At 66.2% G+C, this 18,055-nt stretch carries 16 protein-coding genes; 10 read left to right on the forward strand and 6 right to left on the reverse strand.

Annotation, left to right across the window (positions count from 1 at the left end; genetic code table 11):
- Positions 1 to 20: 20 nt before the first annotated feature.
- From MUU56_RS05135 to MUU56_RS05145, 3 genes are all read right to left on the reverse strand, one after another.
- Entirely contained in the window at positions 21 to 1,343 is a 1,323-nt protein-coding gene (locus tag MUU56_RS05135) for a caspase family protein (protein ID WP_244766237.1), read from the reverse strand.
- 234 nt (positions 1,344 to 1,577) lie between these two features.
- Positions 1,578 to 3,575, reverse strand: a complete 1,998-nt coding sequence (locus MUU56_RS05140; protein ID WP_244766238.1) for a CocE/NonD family hydrolase — start codon at positions 3,573 to 3,575, stop codon at positions 1,578 to 1,580.
- Positions 3,576 to 3,665: 90 nt separating this feature from the next.
- On the reverse strand, positions 3,666 to 5,249 hold the full coding sequence (locus MUU56_RS05145; protein ID WP_244766239.1) for an ABC transporter substrate-binding protein: 1,584 nt from the start codon (positions 5,247 to 5,249) through the stop codon (positions 3,666 to 3,668).
- A 141-nt stretch (positions 5,250 to 5,390) separates the two neighbouring features.
- On the opposite strand from MUU56_RS05145, the gene MUU56_RS05150 reads away from it, so the two are divergent.
- A complete protein-coding gene (locus MUU56_RS05150; RefSeq protein WP_244766240.1) occupies positions 5,391 to 6,185 on the forward strand; it encodes a helix-turn-helix domain-containing protein in 795 nt (264 codons plus the stop codon).
- A 22-nt stretch (positions 6,186 to 6,207) separates the two neighbouring features.
- Here MUU56_RS05150 and MUU56_RS05155 read toward each other — a convergent pair whose 3' ends face one another.
- The gene (locus tag MUU56_RS05155) at positions 6,208 to 7,161 is read right to left on the reverse strand and encodes a LysR family transcriptional regulator (RefSeq protein WP_244766241.1); all 954 of its coding nucleotides are present in this window, start codon (positions 7,159 to 7,161) and stop codon (positions 6,208 to 6,210) included.
- Positions 7,162 to 7,262: 101 nt separating this feature from the next.
- Here MUU56_RS05155 and MUU56_RS05160 point away from each other — a divergent pair, with 101 nt between their 5' ends.
- Genes MUU56_RS05160 through MUU56_RS05190 form a run of 7 tightly spaced genes read left to right on the forward strand, consistent with a single transcriptional unit; the run spans position 7,263 to position 14,383 of the window.
- Positions 7,263 to 8,672, forward strand: coding sequence for an amidase (locus tag MUU56_RS05160; protein WP_244766242.1), 1,410 nt, complete (start codon positions 7,263 to 7,265; stop codon positions 8,670 to 8,672).
- On the forward strand, positions 8,672 to 9,520 hold the full coding sequence (locus MUU56_RS05165; protein WP_244766243.1) for a branched-chain amino acid ABC transporter permease: 849 nt from the start codon (positions 8,672 to 8,674) through the stop codon (positions 9,518 to 9,520). Before MUU56_RS05160 ends, MUU56_RS05165 begins: the two co-directional genes overlap by 1 nt.
- A complete protein-coding gene (locus tag MUU56_RS05170) occupies positions 9,517 to 10,497 on the forward strand; it encodes a branched-chain amino acid ABC transporter permease (protein ID WP_244766244.1) in 981 nt (326 codons plus the stop codon). Before MUU56_RS05165 ends, MUU56_RS05170 begins: the two co-directional genes overlap by 4 nt.
- Positions 10,494 to 11,180, forward strand: a complete 687-nt coding sequence (locus tag MUU56_RS05175; RefSeq protein ID WP_244766245.1) for an ABC transporter ATP-binding protein — start codon at positions 10,494 to 10,496, stop codon at positions 11,178 to 11,180. The genes MUU56_RS05170 and MUU56_RS05175 overlap by 4 nt, the downstream gene beginning before the upstream one ends.
- On the forward strand, positions 11,180 to 11,875 hold the full coding sequence (gene urtE, locus MUU56_RS05180) for an urea ABC transporter ATP-binding subunit UrtE (protein ID WP_244766246.1): 696 nt from the start codon (positions 11,180 to 11,182) through the stop codon (positions 11,873 to 11,875). Before MUU56_RS05175 ends, urtE begins: the two co-directional genes overlap by 1 nt.
- Before the next feature lie 52 nt (positions 11,876 to 11,927).
- On the forward strand, positions 11,928 to 13,094 hold the full coding sequence (locus MUU56_RS05185; RefSeq protein ID WP_244766247.1) for a substrate-binding protein: 1,167 nt from the start codon (positions 11,928 to 11,930) through the stop codon (positions 13,092 to 13,094).
- Positions 13,091 to 14,383: an amidase family protein gene (locus MUU56_RS05190; RefSeq protein WP_244766248.1), complete on the forward strand. Its 1,293-nt coding sequence runs from the start codon at positions 13,091 to 13,093 to the stop codon at positions 14,381 to 14,383. Before MUU56_RS05185 ends, MUU56_RS05190 begins: the two co-directional genes overlap by 4 nt.
- Positions 14,384 to 14,440: 57 nt before the next feature.
- Here MUU56_RS05190 and MUU56_RS05195 read toward each other — a convergent pair whose 3' ends face one another.
- Positions 14,441 to 14,917, reverse strand: coding sequence for a RidA family protein (locus tag MUU56_RS05195; protein WP_244766249.1), 477 nt, complete (start codon positions 14,915 to 14,917; stop codon positions 14,441 to 14,443).
- 125 nt (positions 14,918 to 15,042) lie between these two features.
- On the opposite strand from MUU56_RS05195, the gene MUU56_RS05200 reads away from it, so the two are divergent.
- Positions 15,043 to 16,014: a helix-turn-helix transcriptional regulator gene (locus MUU56_RS05200; protein WP_244766250.1), complete on the forward strand. Its 972-nt coding sequence runs from the start codon at positions 15,043 to 15,045 to the stop codon at positions 16,012 to 16,014.
- Between the two features lie 85 nt (positions 16,015 to 16,099).
- Here MUU56_RS05200 and MUU56_RS05205 read toward each other — a convergent pair whose 3' ends face one another.
- The gene (locus MUU56_RS05205; protein WP_244766251.1) at positions 16,100 to 17,014 is read right to left on the reverse strand and encodes a LysR substrate-binding domain-containing protein; all 915 of its coding nucleotides are present in this window, start codon (positions 17,012 to 17,014) and stop codon (positions 16,100 to 16,102) included.
- 169 nt (positions 17,015 to 17,183) lie between these two features.
- On the opposite strand from MUU56_RS05205, the gene MUU56_RS05210 reads away from it, so the two are divergent.
- Positions 17,184 to 18,017, forward strand: a complete 834-nt coding sequence (locus MUU56_RS05210; RefSeq protein ID WP_244766252.1) for a transporter substrate-binding domain-containing protein — start codon at positions 17,184 to 17,186, stop codon at positions 18,015 to 18,017.
- The last annotated feature ends 38 nt before the right edge of the window (positions 18,018 to 18,055 follow it).

Here is an 18,055-nt window from a genome sequence, read left to right on the forward strand (position 1 = left end):
CTTCCCTTCCCGTGATGCCGTCAGTGGCAGCGGAAGCCCGCCGGCACGGTATCGTAGATTTTCAGGGCATGGACCGTCTCGAGCGTCAGTCCGCCGGCCTTCAGCCGGGCCTGCTGCTGAAACACGCCGACCGCGGCCGAAAGCCCGTCCGGGCCGGGGACGGTCACGCCCGCTTGTCCAAGTGCCTGGGCCAGCGTTGCCTTGCCGCCGTCCGAAAGGTAGGGCAGCAAGTCGTGGGCGGTAAGCGTGGATGCCGCTTCGAGATCGCCGAGGTCGCGCGCCCGCGAGATGAGCTGCAGCGCGCGGGCGACATCGGGCCCGGCCATGCCGCATCCGGCCAGATACATGATGCCGAGCGCATTGATAGCGGCCGGATGGCCTTTGTCCGCCGCCGCCTGGTATTGTTCCAGCGCTTCGGAAAGCCGCTCGGCCTTTTCGAGGCTGCGGGCAAGGTTGTGCTTGAGCCGGGCGCTTTCCGGCTCGGCCGCGACCGCATCAAGGCAGGCGGGCACGGCCTTCACGGCGTCGATGTCCTCGAAGGCGATGCCCTTCACGCCGATGAAATTACGCGCGTCGACGGCGAGCCGGTCGCATTCGGTTATGTTGGGTGGACGAAAGAAGAGCGTGCGGCTCGTCTGAACCAGATATTCGGGCTTCTGCATGCCGTTCGTGCTGGCAAGCACGTCGCCTGCCGCAAGGCGAAACATTTCGGACACTTCGAGCCCGGGCTGATCGATGAAGCGCAGCAGGCTTTCCGTATAGGGGCTGTGCTCCCTTTCGCCATCGGATGCCACTTGGCCGGCAGCCGTGGCGAAGGCGACCAGGCGATAATAACCGGCACTCGCCTCAGCGCCGGCCGGCTTGGGCAGGTCGATGCGCGCAAGACCGCGCGATCCGTCCGCGCCGTGGAAGAGGTCGCTGAACGGATTGTTCCGGCAGGCATCGAGCACGATGATCTTGGCGGCATCCGGCTTGGCCTTTTCCTCGATGGCCGAAAGGATCAGGTCGACCGCGATCAGGTCGTCCCGCTGCCCGCCTTTCGCGAGGTCGACCGGAACGAGGAAGTTGCGGCCGTCGAGTTGAAGGCCGTGGCCTGCATAGAAGACGAAGATCACGTCCGCACCGGACACGTCGCCGGCGAACCGCCGGATCGTCTCCTGCAAGGCGCTTGTCGGCTGGTCGATGGCGACATGGAGGCGAAAGCCGAGGCCGCCCAGTTTTTCCGCCATGGCCCGCGCATCGTTCGCCGGATTGGCGAGCCGGGCCACCGACCGGTAGTCCGCGTTTCCGATCACCAGGGCAACCCCGTCGAAGGCACCGTGCGATGCTGACACCTGTGCCATGGCCGGCGATCCGGCAGGAAGAAAAAGCAGGCAGACGAGCGCGGCGAGAAAATGCCGGATTGCATTTCTTCCAGGAACAGCCCGCATGCCTCAACTCCGCCTTGCACGCCTGAACATCGCGGATGTTCTATTCCCGCCGTTCGTCGCCGTTCACCAGAATTGGTTTCATTCAAACCGAAAAGCCGCAAAGAGGCAACCAAGCGACCTGCGGGGTGGTTGGAAGCGGATGGAAGGCTACATGAAGTCGCGCGGAACCGCTTTTTCGAACGTCCTCTCGAAGATCTTCGCCTCGCCCTCGAAGGCGCGGACATTGGCCGAGATCAGCCAGTGCGTCGCGGTGCAGGCGATGGTGGCGGTCGAGACGGTGCGCACGAACCAGCCGGGGCGCTGCATGTCGCAGGTCCAGACGGCCGTGCCCGTCATCGAGAGCGGGTCGTTTTCGGCGATCGACCAGAGTTCGTCGCGGACCTGGCGGGTGGCGAGGCCCGTGCCGGGATGCTCGTTGAGGCCGGTATCCTCGTAGATCGAATATTCGGTCAGGCCGTTCGTCAGGCTCCGTTCCACGCCGCGCGCCGTTTCGCCCGGAGCGAGCTCCGTATATTTCGGCAACGGGTCGGGATTGGCCGGCTCGGGAAGAGAGACGACCCGGTGCGCGCCGAGTTTCGGCAGGGAAAGGCCGAGCGAGGCGAGGTCGACCGTCACGCCGGCATCCACCGGCGGCGGCAGGATGATCGGCCAGTAGGATGTCGAGAGCGACAGACGGATGCGGTGGCCGGCGCGGAAGCGATAGCCCATGGCGTCGAGCACGAGGCGGACACGGACCTTCTCCCCTCTGGGCATCGCCTTCGGTTCGGCATTGCCGTCGCGATGGGCGAGGTTGAGGACGCCGAAGGTCACGCGGGTCGCCGTGCCATCGGGATGGATATCGACGAGGCGGGCACAGAGATTGGCGATATCAGCCTCCGTCGAGAGGTCGAGCTCCAGCACCGGCTGGCCGAGGAAGTCCTGCGCTTCCGAGAGCGGCGGCGTCTCGACGACAAGCGAGCCGGCATCGTCGAGGCGCTGGTCGAGCGCCATTTCCGCGTCCGGCTTCAGCGTGAACCACTCGCCGGCCATGATGCCGGTGTCGAGCGGCGACTTCAGGGTGCGGTCGTGCCCGGTGGCGCCGGCAATCGGCATGCCGGGCGCCAGCGTGCCGTATTGCTCGACGTAGAAGGTCGCCATGTCGGGCGCCTCCCAGCGATCCTTGGCGACCCAGAAGCCGGGATCGGCCTCGCGGCGCAGCGCCGGGCGGGCGGCGTCCTGGATATAGGCGCGCACCTGCGGCGTCTTCTCCGCGCCATTCTCCTCACCGCGCAGCCAGCGGTTCCACCAAGCGATGGCTTCCGTGTGGAAATCCATGCGCGGCTTCGGCCAGGCGAAATGCGGGTATTTGTGAACCCAGGGGCCGATCAGCGCCTTCGCCTTGTCGCCAAGGCCTTCGACGGCCTTGAGCGGCGTGCTGCGATAGCCGTCCGCCCAGCCGGCGATGACGAGGGCGGGGACGGGGAAGCCGGCGAAATCCTCGCAGATGGAACCGTGTTTCCAGAAGGCGTCGCGGCGCTGGTGCTGCAGCCATTCCTCCATGAAGAAGGGCTCGTTTTCCAGCCGCTCCAGCCACATCGCCTTCCAGCGCTCGCCGACGATATCGGGGTCGGGCGAGCGCGACTGGTAGGCGAGCATGGTGGCGGCCCAGGACAACTGGGCGGAAAGATGGGTGCCGTTCTTGTAGTGGATGTCGTCGTTGTACCGGTCGACGGTGGAGGCGATGGAGATGACGGCCTTCAGCGCCGGCGGCTTCAGCGCGGCGACCTGCAGGCAGTTGAAGCCGCCCCAGGAGATGCCCATCATGCCGACCGCGCCGTTCGACCAGGGCTGTGCCGCGATCCAGGCGATGAGCTCACAGGCGTTCGCCAGCTCCAGCGGCGTATATTCCCCGTCGATGACGCCGTCGGATTCGCCCGAGCCGCGGATATCGACACGCACGCCGGCAATGCCGGCGGCGGCGAAGACGGGATAGGTCGATTCATCGCGCATGCACGTGCCGTCGCGCTTGCGGTAGGGCAGGAATTCGAAGACGGCGGGCACGGGGTCCGCCTCGGCCCCGTCCGGCATCCAGATGCGCGCGGCAAGCCGGGTGCCGTCGGCAAGCGTGATCCACTGGTTTTCGATGACGGTGAAGGGGCGAGGCATGGCGGGCGTCCGTTTGGCGGGAGAGGCGGATTTGACTGACCGGATGCAGCGCGTGGCGCTGCATCCGGTCATGGATATAGAGGCATAACGTCAGGCGTCGAGCCAGACCCGGCTTGCGACATAGCCGTTGGAGACGTCGTTGCCGATGTCGTGGACATAGCCCTTCACCTGCTTGGAGCAGGCATTGAGGTAGTCGTTGAAGACCGGCAGGATCAGGCCGCCCTCGTCGCGCACGATGAGCGCCATGGTCTTGTAGAGCGCGCGGCGCTTGGTTTCGTCGAGCTCGGCCCTTGCCTGGAGAACCAGCTTGTCGAAATCCGGCCGCTTGAAGCGCGTGTCGTTCCATTCGGCGTTGGAGACATAGGAGGTGGAATAGCGCGAATCCTGCGTCGGGCGCCCGCCCCAGTAGGATGCGGAGAAGGGCTGGACGTTCCAGACGTTCGTCCAGTAGCCGTCATCCGGCTCGCGCTTGACGTCGATGGCGATGCCCGCCTTCTTGGCGCTCTCCTGGAAGAGCACGGCGGCATCGACCGCGCCGGGGAAGGCGGCTTCGGCAGTGCGCAGGAGAACCGGGCCGGAATGGCCGGATTTCTTGTAGTGGAAGGCGGCCTTGTCCGGGTCGAAGGCGCGCTGCTCGATACCGTCCGGGGCGAGGGCATAGGCCATGTTGACAGGATAGTCGTTGCCGAGGGTGCCGTAGCCGCTGAGCACCCGGTCGAGGATCTCCTGGCGGTCGATGGCGTATTTGAGCGCGAGGCGCAGATCGTTGTTGTCGAACGGTGCCGTGTCGCAATGCATCAGGAAGCTGTAGAAGCCCTTGCCGCCGGTCTGGAGGATCTCGACGATCGGCGCGCGCTTCAGGAGTTCGACGGTCTTGGGCTCCACCGCGCTGATGAAGTGGACCTGGCCGGAGGACAGCGCCGCGATGCGCGCGGTGGTGTCGTTCATGACGATGATCTCGACGCTATCGACGAAGCCGCGGTCGGAGCGCCAGTCGTTCGCGTTCTTCTCGAAGGTCGTGCGCACGCCCGCCTCGAAGGAGACCAGCTTGTAGGGGCCGGTGCCGACCGCCGCATCGGGGTTTTCCACGCCGCCGCCCGGCTGGATGATCAGGTGGTAGTCCGAGAGGATCAGCGGCAGGTCCGCGTTCCCTTCGGCGAGCGTGATCACCAGGTCGCCGGCCTTGTCCTCGAAGGACCTGATCGAGCCGAGAAGCCCGAGCGCGCCCGACTTGGAGCCGGCATCGGAGTGCCGCTTCAGCGTGGCGAGCACGTCGGCGATGGTCATCGGGCTGCCGTCGTGGAACGTGACGCCCTTGCGGATCTTGAAGGTCCAGGTCGCGGCATCGGCGGAGGCTTCCCAGGATTCGGCAAGGGCCGGGACGGCGACGCCGGTATCGGGATGGGATTCGACCAGCGTATCTCCCCAGCAGCGGCCCGTCACGAAGGCAACGCCGGCGCTGTAGCCTGCCGGATCAAGCGTATCCGTCGCAGCGCCGCCCTTCAGGCCGAGCTTCAGGTGCCCGCCGCGCTTCGGTTCCTGCGCGAGCGCGCGCCCCGGCGCAAAGCCTGTCGCCGTTGCGGCGAGCACGCCGAGGGCGGCTGCGCCGCCGAGGAACTCGCGGCGTTTGAGGCCGCCGGTGGAATTTACATCAGGCTTCCAGATGCGCGTCATGTCGTCGGTTCCCCATTTGTGCGGGCTCCGGACATCCACCGGAGCTTTCGAGGAAATCGTAGCGAACATGGGGGCGGGAGAGAATTTCACGACTTGACGCGTTTTTACGCTGCTTTACGCTCTTGTTCCCTGGAGTGAACCATGCAGCCGACGTCTTTCCCGATCAATCTCCGGCATGCCTGCAGCACCCGCAGGTCGGTGTCGGAAATCTGCCGCCAGCTCGGCGTCAACCGCCAGCAATTCAACCGCTATGTGAACGGCGAGGCGATCCCCTCGCCGCACAATCTGGCGCGGATCGCGGCCTTCTTCGGCGTCAGGCCGGCCGACTTCTCGCTCGACCCGGCCCTGTTCGAGCTGCGCCTCGTGAGCGCGGCCGGCGGGGCCTTCGGCACGGACGTGCTGCATACCTGCTTTCCCGGCAACCTGCCGTCGCTTCGCCGGCATCTCGGCTATTACCAGACCTACCACGTCTCGCTCTCGTGGCCGGGCATGATCGTCTGCTCCTGTGCCCGGCTGGACGAGCACGAAGGTGCGGTGCGCGTGAAATCCATCGAACGCATCCAGGACCGGCCGCATGAAATCCGCCAGTTCTCGAAATATCTCGGCCTCGCCTCGTTTCTCCGCAACCGCATCTTCGTCGTCGAGCGGAGCACCGGGCCTGAACCGATGATCGCGCAGACGATCCTGACGCCCTTCGAAACGCACCAGCGCATCTATCTGAGGGGCATGACGATGGGTGTTTCCTGGCGGAAGCAGAACCTTCCCTATGCCTCGCGCGTCATCTGGCGCCATCTCGGCACGGATACCGACCGGCGCCAGCTGCTGTCCCGCTGCGGCGTGTTGCCGCCAGGCTCGCGGCAGCTTCCCCCGACGGTGCGCGAATTCCTCGACGCGAGCGAAAATCCCGCCATTTCCATCCCGTTCAGCGAGGTCTGAGCATCTTGGGATCTGCGTCCGGCTAGACGGCGACCAGGCTTGCATGCCGTTCCGGCAAGGCAACCGCAAATCGCTCCGGCCCGATCTCCGCGAAAAATTCCCGCGCCACCTCGATGAAACGCCGCAGGAAGGCCGGTTTTGCGCTTCCATACCGGTCGGCGATCATCAGGCGGGGTGTCGGCAGGATTTCGAGCAGGGGGCGGCGCACCAGACGATCGCTGTCCGGGCTTCCAAGCCCGATGGGGCGCATGTTGAGGATCGACATGCCGAAGCCGCAAGCCACTGCGGCGCGAACGGTATCGTAGCCCCGCGTCCGGAACGAGATTTTCGGTCGCTGGCCCGCGAGATCGAAAAGCGTGACCAGGTAGCCCGAGGTCTGCGGCAGGTCGAGCAGCACCAGCGGCCGCGTCACCAGTTCCGCGAGGCTGAGGCATTGCTTTTGCGCAAGCGGATCGTTCGCATGAAGCAGCGCATGTGCCGGCACATGGGCGAGGGTCACGGCGTCCGAGGGAAGGCCCGGGCCGATGTCATAGGCCACGATCGCATCGACCATGTTCGATTCCAGCCATGTCAGCAGTTGCGGTTGCTCGCCCTCGAAGAGCTGGATCTCGGTGCCGCTCGCTGCAACGAACCGGTGCAGGAGCTCCGGCATGAACAGGGCGCCGAACGGCTCGAAGCAGCCGATCTTCAGGACCGGGGGCATGCCGGCGGTGAACTTGTCCATCGTGCGCTCGAACTCGGCCTCCGCCGCGAGCAGGCGGCGGGCCGACGCGACGAACCGCTCGCCTGCCGGCGTAAGCGTGACGCCCTTGGACGGCCGGCGCTCGAAGAGCCTGGAACGCATTTCGCCTTCCGCCTGGCCCATCGCGGCCAGAATGGAGGATTGCGCGATGCGGCAGGTGCCCGCCGCAGCCGATATCGATCCCGTCTCTGCGACGAGCACGAGGTAACGAAGCTGGCGAAGGGTCAGATTCATTCATCTATTCCATGTAACAAGCAGCATCATATTTTGCATTTTATATAATTCAACGTTTGCGCGATGCTGTCTTCACTGGTTTTCAGCAGTGGGAAGACGCCGTGAACGACAGCCGCCAGTCCATCTCGCCAATCTCCGATGCGCCGGACCTGTGCCGCATGGATGTCGCGGCCCTCACCGCGGCCTTCCGGTCCGGCGCGCTTTCTCCGGTGGAGGCCGTCCAGGCGGCACTTGATCGCGCCGAGGCCGTCCAGCCGCGTTTCAACGCCTTTACCTTCATCGATCACGCCGGCGCGCTGGAAGCGGCGCGCGCCGCCGAGGCGCGCTGGCGGGCGGGCTCGGCGCTCTCGGCGATCGACGGCGTGCCCGCGACCCTCAAGGACATCGTGCATGTCGAGGGCTGGACCGTGCGCTACGGAAGCCGGGTCACCGATGCCGCGCCGATGAAGCAGGACGCGCCCGCCGTCGCGGGCCTTCGCGCTGCCGGCGCGGTCTTCATCGGCCAGACCACGACGCCGGAGTTCGGCTGGAAGGCGGTGACGGACAGCCCCGCCTTCGGCATCACCCGCAATCCATGGAACCCGGACTGCACGCCCGGCGGCTCCTCGGGCGGGGCGGCGGTCGCCTCGGCCACCGGCGCGGGCGTTCTTCATCTCGGCACCGATGGCGGCGGATCGATCCGGATCCCTGCCGCCTTCACCGGGACCTTCGGCCTGAAGCCGACCTTCGGCCGTGTTCCGGCCGATCCGCCGAGCGTCTTCGGCACGGTTGCCCATATCGGCCCGATGACCCGCAGCCCGGCCGATGCACGGGCGATGCTCGCCGCGATGGGCGGACGGAGCCTTCGGGACTGGAGCCAGCCATGGGGGGCGGTGCCGGCGCTCGATGCGCAGCCCTTCGGCTGGAAGGGGCGCAAGGTCGGTCTCTGGATGTCGCCGCCGACGGGTTCGCTCGACCCGGCGATCGAGCGCGCGGTGTTGGATGCGGCCCGGCGGACCGAGGCGGCGGGCGCGCGCGTTGAAGCGATCCAGCTGCCCGGCGAACGCCTGCACGACCTGTTCTGCGCCCACTGGATGACCGGAGCCGCAAGCCGCCTTTCGTCCGTACCCTCGTCGGCACGCGAAGCGATGGATCCCGGCTTCATCGAGGCGGCCGGGGAGGGGAGCCGCTTCAGCCTGATGGACTATATCTCGGCGCAACAGGCCCGTGCCCGCTTCGGCGCCGCAATGGACCAGTTGCTTGCGGACTATGATCTCCTTCTTTCTCCCGCCACCGCCTGCCTGCCGTTTGCGGCCGGACGGGAGGTGCCAGAGGACTCCAGCCTGTCGCGCTGGACCGAATGGGCCGGGTTCAGCTATCCGATCAACCTGTCACAGCAGCCGGCCTGCACCCTGTTCTGCGGCCTGGCCGACGGCTTGCCGGTCGGCTTGCAGATCGTCGGCCCGCGTGGGGAAGACGGCTTCGTGCTTGATGCCGCCGAGGCGGTCGACCGCTTGCTGGGAGCACCGTGATGCCGGATATCGTCTCCCTTTCCCTTAACGCGCTGACGCTGATGAGCATTCTCATGCTCGTCGCGCTCGGTCTTGCGATCATCTACGGATTGATGGGCATCATCAATCTCAGCCATGGCGAGTTCGTGACCATCGGCGCCTATACGCTGTTCACGGTACAGGCGGCCGGCGGCTCGTTCTGGCTGGCGCTCGTGGTGGCGCCGGTCGTCGGCTATCTCCTGGGCACGGTGCTTGAAATCACGGTGATCCGGCGCCTCTACGACAGGCCCATCTCCACCATCCTCGCCACCTGGGGGCTGAGCCTCATCCTGCAGCAAGCGATCATCCTGGCCTATGGCGCCGCGCCGCGGCCGGTGACGGCGCCGTTCGAGGCGTCTGTCCAGGTGCTCGGCATCACATATCCGGCCTACCGGCTCTTCCTGATCGTCTTTGCCTTCGCCGTGATGGCCGGCTGCGTGCTGGTCTTCCGCAAGACGCCGTTCGGGCTCGATGTCAGGGCGGTGATCCAGAATGCGGGCATGGCGCGGGCGCTCGGCGTGAATGCCGAAAGGGTCTATCGCCGGGCGTTCGCCAGCGGCGCGGCGCTCGCCGCCCTCGCCGGCGTCCTCATCGCGCCGCTCGTCGCCGTGACGGCGCTGATGGGCGTCAACTATCTGGCGCGCTCCTTCTTCGTCGTCCTCGTCGGCGGCGCGGGTTCCATCCCCGGTGTCGTCGCCGGCTCGGCCTTCGTGGGCGGGTTGGAATCGTTGCTCTCCACCACCGTGCCGATCACCGTGGCGCAGGCCAGCGTGCTGATCCTCGCGGTCGTCATCGTGCGGTTCCGTCCGCAGGGGCTGGTGCCGGCATGACGCAACGGGAGAAGACCTGGCTTTTCATCACCCTCGCCATCCTGGCGGCGCTCGCCCTCTATCCGGCCTTCGGCTCCTATTCCGGCGTCTCCGGCCTTCGCGACATCCTGCTTTTCGCGCTCTTCGCCGTCTCGCTCGATCTCTTCTGGGGACGCACCGGCATCCTCTCCTTCGGCCACGCCACCTTCTTCGGTGCCGGTGCCTACGGCATGGCGGTGATGACGATCCACCTGGCGCCGGGCGCCGCCTGGAGCAGCCTCGCGGGGCTTGCCTTCGGTGTCGGCCTTGCCGGCGTGATCGCCCTTGCGGTCGGCTACTTCGTGATCTTCGGCGGCGTGCGCGGGGCCTATTTCACCATCGTCACCCTGGCCTTGACCCTGATCGCGCAGCAGATCGCCATCGGCTGGTCCTCCGTCACCGGCGGGGATGCGGGCCTGATCGGCGTTCCGCCGCTCACGCTCGGCCTCTCGATCACCGGCAAGGTCTTCTATTATCTTGTGGTCGCCGTGCTGTTCGGCATCGTGCTCGCGCTCTGGGCGGGCCTGCGCGGCCAGCGTGGCCTCGTCCTTCGGGCAATCGAGGACGACGAGCGCAAGGCCCAGACGCTCGGCTACAACACGCCGCTTCACCTGCTCGCCGTCTTCGTGCTTTCGGGCCTGATCGCCGGGCTTGCCGGCGCGCTCTATGTGACCGGAACGGGTTTCGTCGCGCCGGACATGATCGCGCTCCTGCTCTCCACCGAGGTCATCATGTGGGTCGCGGTCGGCGGGCGCGGCTCGCTCATCGGCGCGGTCGCGGGCACGATGATCGTCTGGCGGCTGCAGCAGGAGGTTTCCACGCTCAGCGCTTCAGCCTGGCCGCTGTTCATCGGCGCTTTCTTCCTCGCCATGGTGTTCTTCTTCCCTGACGGCCTGCCGGCCGCCGCGCAGAAGCTCTGGACGCGCTGGAAGGGCGTGAAGGAAGGGGGCGCGGCATGACGGGCGGCGAACTGCGCACGGAAGGCCTCGGCCGTCGTTTCGGCGGATTGGTTGCCGTCGAGGATGTCAGCGTGACCTTTGCGGCGGGGGAGGTCTCCTGCGTGATCGGGCCGAACGGCGCCGGCAAATCGACGCTTCTCAACATGATCTGCGGCGCCATAGCGCCGAGCGCCGGCCGGATCCTGTTCGACGGCAAGCCTGTCGAAGGCCTCTCGCGCCACGCGATCGCCCGTGCCGGCATCGCCCGCAAGTTCCAGGTCCCCTCCGTCTTCGGTTCGCTGACGGTTGCGGAAAACCTGGCGGTGGCGGGCGGTGGCGATGCGGAGGCGGTGATGGCGCGCACCGGGCTTGCGGCCGAGCGCGATACCCGCGCCGACGTGCTCGCCCACGGCAAGAAGCAATGGCTGGAAATCGCCATGGGACTGATCCGCAGGCCACGCCTCCTGCTGCTCGACGAGCCGACGGCCGGCCTCTCGCCGGAGGAGACCCAGGCGGTGGCCGACCTCCTCCTGTCGCTGCGCGGCACATGCACGGTGGTGGTGATCGACCACGACATGCATTTCGTGCGGGCGCTGTCGGCCCGCACCGTGGTGATGCACCAGGGCCGGCTCGTTGCGGAAGGCGATTTTTCGGCCATCGAGCGCGACCCGATGGTGCGCGACATCTATCTGGGGCGGGCGTGATGCTGGACGTGAACGATCTGCGCGCAGGTTATGGCAGCACCGAGGTCCTGCAAGGCGTCACCCTGTCGGTCCGAAAGGGCGAGGTCGTGTCGATCCTCGGCCGCAACGGCGTCGGAAAGACGACGCTGATGAAGGCGCTGATCGGCCTCATCAGGCCCTGGGCCGGGCAAGTCGCGCTGAACGGCAAGGCCGCCGCGGGCCTGCCGCCGGAAAGGATCGCGCGGGCGGGCCTTGCCTATGTGCCGCAGGGACGGGGCATCTTCCACAAGCTCTCCGTCATCGAGAACCTGACCATGGGCACGCGTGCGCGCCGCGACGGCAGCGCGACGGTTCCAGCCGAGATCTTCGAAATGTTCCCGATCCTTGCCGAGCGTCGCCACCAGCTGGGCGGAACGCTTTCAGGCGGGCAGCAGCAGCAGCTGGCGCTTGGCCGGGCGCTCGCCTCGGCGCCGGATTTCCTGCTGCTCGACGAGCCCTCCGAGGGCATCCAGCCGAACATCGTCCAGATGATCGGCGACATCCTGCGCAAGCTCGCGGCCGAAAAGGGCCTGGGCGTGCTCCTGGTGGAACAGAATCTCGACCTCGGCCTCTCGGCGGCCGATCGGGTGCTGTTCATGGAGAAGGGGCGCATCGTTCACGAAAGCACGCCCCGGACGCTCGAGGAGGAGACGCTTCACCGGTACCTGGCCATCTGAACACGCCCGGATGGCCGGGCTTGCATCAAGGCGAACCAAAAGGGGAACTGAAATGACGCTTATCACCCGCCGCCGCACGCTCCAGGGCCTTGCCGGCATTGCCGCCGTCTCGGCGCTCGGCGCGCCGTCCATCCTGCGTGCAGCCGACACGATCAAGCTCGGCTTCCTGTCGGGCCTCACCGGCCTTGAAACCATTCTCGGCGAAACGCAACTGCACTGCTTCGAGCTTGCGGTGGAAGAGCTGAACGCGGCCAACGGTATCGGCGGCCGCAAGATCGAATATGTCGTCGAGGACGACCAGACGACCACCCGCGGCGCCATCGAAAAGGCGCGCAAGCTGGTGTTCGAGGACGAGGTCGTCGCGACCATGGGCATGATCGCTTCGCTGGAGCACGTCGCCGCCCGCTCCGTCACCAGCCCGGCGAACCATATCCTGATGTACTCGACCTATTACGAGGGCGGGGTCTGCGAGAAGAGCTTCTTCTCGACCGGGCAGGTGCCGAACCAGCAGATCGTGCCCTCGCTCGGCTGGTTGACGAAGAACACCGGCAAGACCGTCTACGTCATCGGCTCCGACTACATCTGGCCGCGCGCCTCGACGGAAGTCATCAAAACGGAGATCGAAAAGCTCGGCGGCAAGCTGCTCGGCGCGGAATTCGCCCCGTTCGGCACGCAGGACTTCGCGCCGATCTTCGACCGTGCGAGGGCGGCCAATCCGGATTTCATCTGGATGATGGTGGCGGGCGCCGACGTCATCACGGCCCTGAAGCAGTACCAGTCCTTCGGCTTCAAGCAGCAGCTCTTCTCAAATGCGCTGGACGAGCTGTTCTCCTTCGCCCATCCGGAACTGACGGCCGGCACGCTGTCCAACCAGGCCTACTTCATGAAGCTGGACACGCCGCGCAACAAGACCTTCACGGAGGCCTTCGCGAAGAAGTACGGCGCGGACAAGCCCATCAACGCCATCGGCGAGGCGGCCTATGACGGCGTCCATCTCTATGCCGCCGCCGTGGAGAAAGCCGGATCGACGGAAACCGACGCGGTCATCAAGGCATTGCGCGAGGTGGAGTTCGATGCGCCGCAGGGCAAGGTCAACTTCGCCGCCAACAATTGCCTGCGCACCAACTCCATCCTCGCTCGCGGCACGCCGGACGGCCATTGGGAAACCGTCGAGAACTTCGGCCAGATCGACCCGGACGTGCCTGGATGCACCCTTTGAACGACATCCTCACCTCGGCGAAAGCGGCACGTGCCGCTTTCCTGTTCGGCACGGCAGGCGCCGAGGAGATGGCCCGGGCGATGCTGGCGGGCATCGCCCGGGACAATCCCCGCCTCAATGCCTATCGCGAGGTGCTGGAAAGCACGGCGCTCGCCGAGGCGCGTGCCGCGGATGCCGCCAGGATGGCGGGCCGCGATCCCGGGCCGCTTGCCGGGCTCTGCGTGGCGGTGAAGGAAAACATCGATACCGTGCCGGCACAGGCAAGTGCCGGCATGCGATTCCTTCGCGACCGGAGGGCGGTAAAGGACAGCTGGATCACCGCGAGATTGCGTGCGCTCGGCGCGACGATCGTCGGCACGACGATCAGCGATCCGGGCGCCTTCGGGGTACGGACCGCCGAGGTGGTGCATCCTGGGGATACGACGCTCTCCGTCGGCGGTTCTTCGGGCGGTTCGGGTGCGGCGCTGGCGGCGGGGCTTTGCCATGCGGCGATCGGCACCGATACCGGAGGCTCCATCCGGGTGCCGGCCGCGCTGTGCGGCGTGGCGGGCCTGAAGCCGAGCGCCGGCCGATGGTCCCTTGCGGGCGTATGGCCGCTCGTGCCCTCGCTCGACCACGTCGGACCGATGGCGCGCACGGGCGAGGACCTGCTGCTCCTGGCAGAGGCCCTAGACCCCGACATGCCGGCGCGCCCGGCCGCGCGCCGTGTCGCTTTCGACCCGGCCTGGGTCGCCGAGTGCGATGGCGACGTGCAGGCAGCCTTCGGGCAGACGCTGACGGCGCTGACGCGCAAGGGTGTGGCGGTGTCCGAAGCGCGCCTGCCCGCGCTCGATCGGGTGGCGGCGGTGCACGGCACGATCTTCTGCGTCGAGACGGCCGCCTTCTATCGCAGCTTCGTCGCGCCCGGCGTCGAGTTGCCGCGCGAGGGGCAAGGTGCCGTCAACCATGCGGATTCGATCACCATGGCGGCTTATCTGGCTGCCTGCCGCGATCGCCAGCAGATGCGGGCCGCCGTCGATGCGATCCTTGCGGACGGCACGGTGATCGTGAGCCCGACGACCGCGGTGGCGCGTGCGCCGAAAGACGCGCAAAGCCTTGCGGTCGGGGGGACGGAACGGGATTTCACCTATGGATTGGTACGGCTGACCTGCCTCTTCGACCACACGGGCCACCCCGCCGCGGCTCTGCCGGCCGCAGGTGGCAGCCTGCAGGTCGTTGCCGCCCGCGACGCCGACCGCTCGACTCTCGCGCTGCTGGAGAACGGCCTCTCTTCCAGCACCGGCGTGTGATGAAGGCGACGATCAACCCCCTGCTTGGGCCGCTTGCGCGGCCCCGCGGCAGGACCGCTAGTTCATGACGACCACGGCTTCCACCTCGAAAAGCATGGGGTCGATCGCAAGCCTGGGAACGGGAACGAGGGTCTGCGCCGGCAGCGCTTCACCGAACATTTCCTTAACGCTCTGGGTCAGCACCCCAAGCTTCGCCATGTCGTGATCGACCACGAATACGGTGAGCTTGGCGACCTGATCCGGCCTTGCCCCGAGCGCATCCAGGGCAGCGCGCAAATTTGCGTAGGCTTGTTTCACCTGGGCCGCGAAGTCGGGTGACAAGGCCCCCGTGCTGTCCTGGCCGCCCTGTCCGGAGACATAGGCAAGCCTGGCGCCTGCAGGGACGATGACCGCCGTGCTGTAGCCGTTCGGCGTCGGGTCGCCGAGGGTCGGCGGGTTGACGATGCTCAGCTCGTTCGCGGCCGCCGCAGCGGAGATTCCGGTTGCCATGATGATGAGCCCTCCAATGAGCAGATGCTTGGTTGCACGTGGCATGATTTTGGTCCTTGGGGTCTAAGACAGGTCGGAGCGAGCATCGGCGTGTCGTCTGCTCGTGGCCGACGACGCATTCTAAGCGGCCATACCTGTCAATTTCTGTCAGGTTGGATTACGCTTTTTCGATGCGTGCAAGCCGCCTTCTGTCCATTCTGACGACCCTGCAAGCGAAGGGACATGTCACCGCCCAGGCGCTGGCCGCCGAGTGCGAGGTTTCGCTGCGCACGATCTATCGAGATGTGGATGCGCTCAGCGCAGCGGGAATCCCGGTCTACAGCGTGCAGGGCAGCAGCGGAGGCTATCGGCTGCTCGAGGGCTACCGGGTCCGCCTGAACGGCTTGTCCTCGACCGAAGCCGAGGCGCTGTTCCTGGCCGGCCTTACGCGCCAGGCGGCTGATCTGGGGTTGGGCGCCGTTGCAGCGAGCGCGCGCACAAAGCTTCTGGCCGCCTTGCCGGAGAGCATGCGATCCGGGGCGATGAGGGCGCGATTCCACTTCGATGCGCCGGCCTGGTTCGCCGAGGCCGAGGCCCTGGACCACCTGCCCGCCGTTGCCGATGCCGTGTGGAACCAGCGTCCTATCCGCATGCGCTACCAAAGCCGGAAGGCTGACAGGGAGCGGCGCGTCGAGCCTCTTGGAATCGTCCTGAAAGGCGGCGCCTGGTATCTGGTCGCTCGCGCCGACAACGCTGTCCGCACCTTCCGCCTCTCCCGGGTCGGGAAGATGGAGGTGCTTGATGAACGCTTTGACTATCCGGAAGGGTTCGACCTCGAAGCATATTGGACCGAGAGCATCAGGCGTTACGAGGTGGACCTTCATCCCAATCGCGCTGAAATCCGGCTGTCGCCCTGGGCTATGGGCATGATGGAGGAGCTTCTGCCCCCCTATGTCCGCACCGGCGCCGTTGTTTCCGAGGAGGCCGACGCGCGGGGCTGGCGACGGGTAATCCTTTCGGTCGGTTCCATCGCTCACGCCGCGGTGGAGATCCTGCGCTTTGGAGCGGACGCAGAAGTGATCGGGCCGCCGGAGCTTCGCGCCAAAATGGCGGAGATCGTCGGCACTCTGGCGCAGGTCTATGCCGGTGAGGATCCGGGGTAAGACCTTGCCGCTCTCGTTCCGGACCGGGTCTCAAGCATCAGGCTGACCATGGGGGGCGGACGGATCGGCGGCTTCGCGCAACGCCCTATTTCCGCGATGCTCCGTACCGGTCATACTTTCGTGTCTGCCGCACCAGCCAGTCCCGAAACAGAATGATGCTCGGCTGGTGGGCTTTGCGTTCCGGGTAGACCACGAAGTACGAGTCGCCTGAGGGGATGGCGTCGCCGAAAGGCATATGCAGCTTGCCCTGGGCAAGTTCAGGCTCGATGAACGAGATCGGGATCACCGCGATCCCGACACCATGGACGGCGGCATTGATGAGCATGTCGTTATGGGAAAACCGCGTTCCCTGGATTCGTCCGCTATAGCTGAGCCCGGCGACCCGCAGCCAGTGCAGCCAAAGGCTGGGTCGACTGGCATTCTGCAGCATCGGGAATTTCGAGAATTCCAGCGGATCGAGCCGTGTCCCCGGCGGGATCAGGCCGGGAGAGGAAACGACGGCGAGCTTCTCCGTGAACAGCTCGATGGCGCGCGCATGAAGCCACGTGCCCGCGCCGCGCAATATGGCGATGTCGAGCCGTGTCGTTTCGAAATCGACGCTCGGAAGGGCCGGGGCAATCTCGAGCGGTATGTCCGGATTGGCCGCGATGAAGGAGCCCAGCCGTTCGGGAAGCCAGCGAGACGCCAAGGTATAGTGCGTGCCAATCATCAGCGAGGAATCCACGCTGCGTCCCCGCACCGCGTCGATCGAGATTTCCTGCAGCCTGTCGAGCGACAGCGCGAGGTCGCGATAGTAGGTGGCCCCCACCTCGGTCAGGACCAGCCGCGGCCCGGAGCGGTGGAAAAGCGGCACCCCGAGAAAATTCTCCAGGTTCCTGATCTGCCGGCTGATCCCGCTCTGGGTCAGCCCGAGATCCTCCGCCGCCCGCGTGAAGCTCATGTAGCGCGCGGCCGCCTCGAAGGCGTGGAGCGCGGAGAGGGAGGGGAGGTAGCGTCGCATGCCCCGTTTTATCAATCATGACTAAAACTCATGCAAGAGAGAATTTTTCCATGATTTTCATCCGACCCGGGATGCGTCAGGTTCTTTCCAGAATAATCCAAACAGGAAGTTCAAGGTGGCCCGTGCGAACCGGACGGGCCGGCTGAAACTCCATAAAAAGGGGAATGCCATGATCAACAGAAGACACTTCAACAAATTCCTGGGGCTGGCCGCGATTTCCGCGGCGGCCTCGCTGCCTGCGCTGCGCGCCAGCGCGAACACCTCGCTCGAGCGGGTCAAGGCGTCGGGCGTCCTGCGCATCGGCGGCGTCGCGGACGGCGCGCCCTATTACCAGAAGAGTTTGGCGGACGGTTCCTGGCGCGGGTTCTATGTCGATATCTGCCAGAAGCTGGCGGACGACCTCGGCCTGAAGCTGTCGATCCTCGAAACCACCTGGGGCAACTCCGTCCTCGACCTGCAGGCGGACAAGGTGGACGTGTTCTTCGGCCTGAACCCTACCCCCGAGCGCCAGAAGGTGATCGATTTCTCCGGCCCCGTCTTCCGCAACGCCTTCACCATGGTCACGCGCAAGGGGCTGGAGGCGAAGACCTGGGAGGACTTCGACAAGCCCGAGATGCGCATCGCCGTCGATGCCGGCTCCTCCCATGATGCGGCGGTCTCGCGCCATGCTGCCAAGGCGGAGGTCGCCCGGCTGAAGACGGCGAGCGACGCCACGGCCGCCCTTCAGGCCGGCCGCGCCGACGCGCAATGCCTCGTCCTGATCCTGGCTCTGACGCTGCGTGCGAAAAATGCGGCGATCGGTGATCTGGTCATGCCGACCCCGCCCGACTTCACCACCTCCAATGCCGGCTTCCGCCGGGAAGAAGACGGCTCCTGGAAGGAATTCGTCGACCAGTGGATCACCGCCAACCGCGAGAGCGGTTTCGTCCGCGATGCGATCGTGCGCAACATGGGCCTCGTCGGCGTCAAGGAAAGCGACTTCCCGCCCAATTTCGAGATCTGATCCTCCCTCATCCGGCGAAGCTTCGGCTTCGCCGGCAT

This window comes from Shinella yambaruensis, from assembly GCF_022899355.1.
Lineage (GTDB): Bacteria > Pseudomonadota > Alphaproteobacteria > Rhizobiales > Rhizobiaceae > Shinella > Shinella yambaruensis.

Excerpts from the sequence above, each read along its gene's own strand:
- MUU56_RS05155 (WP_244766241.1), bottom strand. The coding sequence starts at position 7,161 with ATGAATCTGACCCTTCGCCAGCTTCGTTACCTCGTGCTCGTCGCAGAG.
- MUU56_RS05205 (WP_244766251.1), bottom strand. The coding sequence starts at position 17,014 with ATGCGACGCTACCTCCCCTCCCTCTCCGCGCTCCACGCCTTCGAGGCG.
- MUU56_RS05150 (WP_244766240.1), top strand. The coding sequence starts at position 5,391 with ATGCAGCCGACGTCTTTCCCGATCAATCTCCGGCATGCCTGCAGCACC.
- MUU56_RS05195 (WP_244766249.1), bottom strand. The coding sequence starts at position 14,917 with ATGCCACGTGCAACCAAGCATCTGCTCATTGGAGGGCTCATCATCATG.
- MUU56_RS05140 (WP_244766238.1), bottom strand. The coding sequence starts at position 3,575 with ATGCCTCGCCCCTTCACCGTCATCGAAAACCAGTGGATCACGCTTGCC.
- MUU56_RS05165 (WP_244766243.1), top strand. The coding sequence starts at position 8,672 with ATGCCGGATATCGTCTCCCTTTCCCTTAACGCGCTGACGCTGATGAGC.
- MUU56_RS05170 (WP_244766244.1), top strand. The coding sequence starts at position 9,517 with ATGACGCAACGGGAGAAGACCTGGCTTTTCATCACCCTCGCCATCCTG.
- MUU56_RS05210 (WP_244766252.1), top strand. The coding sequence starts at position 17,184 with ATGATCAACAGAAGACACTTCAACAAATTCCTGGGGCTGGCCGCGATT.
- MUU56_RS05185 (WP_244766247.1), top strand. The coding sequence starts at position 11,928 with ATGACGCTTATCACCCGCCGCCGCACGCTCCAGGGCCTTGCCGGCATT.
- MUU56_RS05145 (WP_244766239.1), bottom strand. The coding sequence starts at position 5,249 with ATGACGCGCATCTGGAAGCCTGATGTAAATTCCACCGGCGGCCTCAAA.
- MUU56_RS05200 (WP_244766250.1), top strand. The coding sequence starts at position 15,043 with ATGCGTGCAAGCCGCCTTCTGTCCATTCTGACGACCCTGCAAGCGAAG.
- urtE (WP_244766246.1), top strand. The coding sequence starts at position 11,180 with ATGCTGGACGTGAACGATCTGCGCGCAGGTTATGGCAGCACCGAGGTC.
- MUU56_RS05175 (WP_244766245.1), top strand. The coding sequence starts at position 10,494 with ATGACGGGCGGCGAACTGCGCACGGAAGGCCTCGGCCGTCGTTTCGGC.
- MUU56_RS05135 (WP_244766237.1), bottom strand. The coding sequence starts at position 1,343 with ATGGCACAGGTGTCAGCATCGCACGGTGCCTTCGACGGGGTTGCCCTG.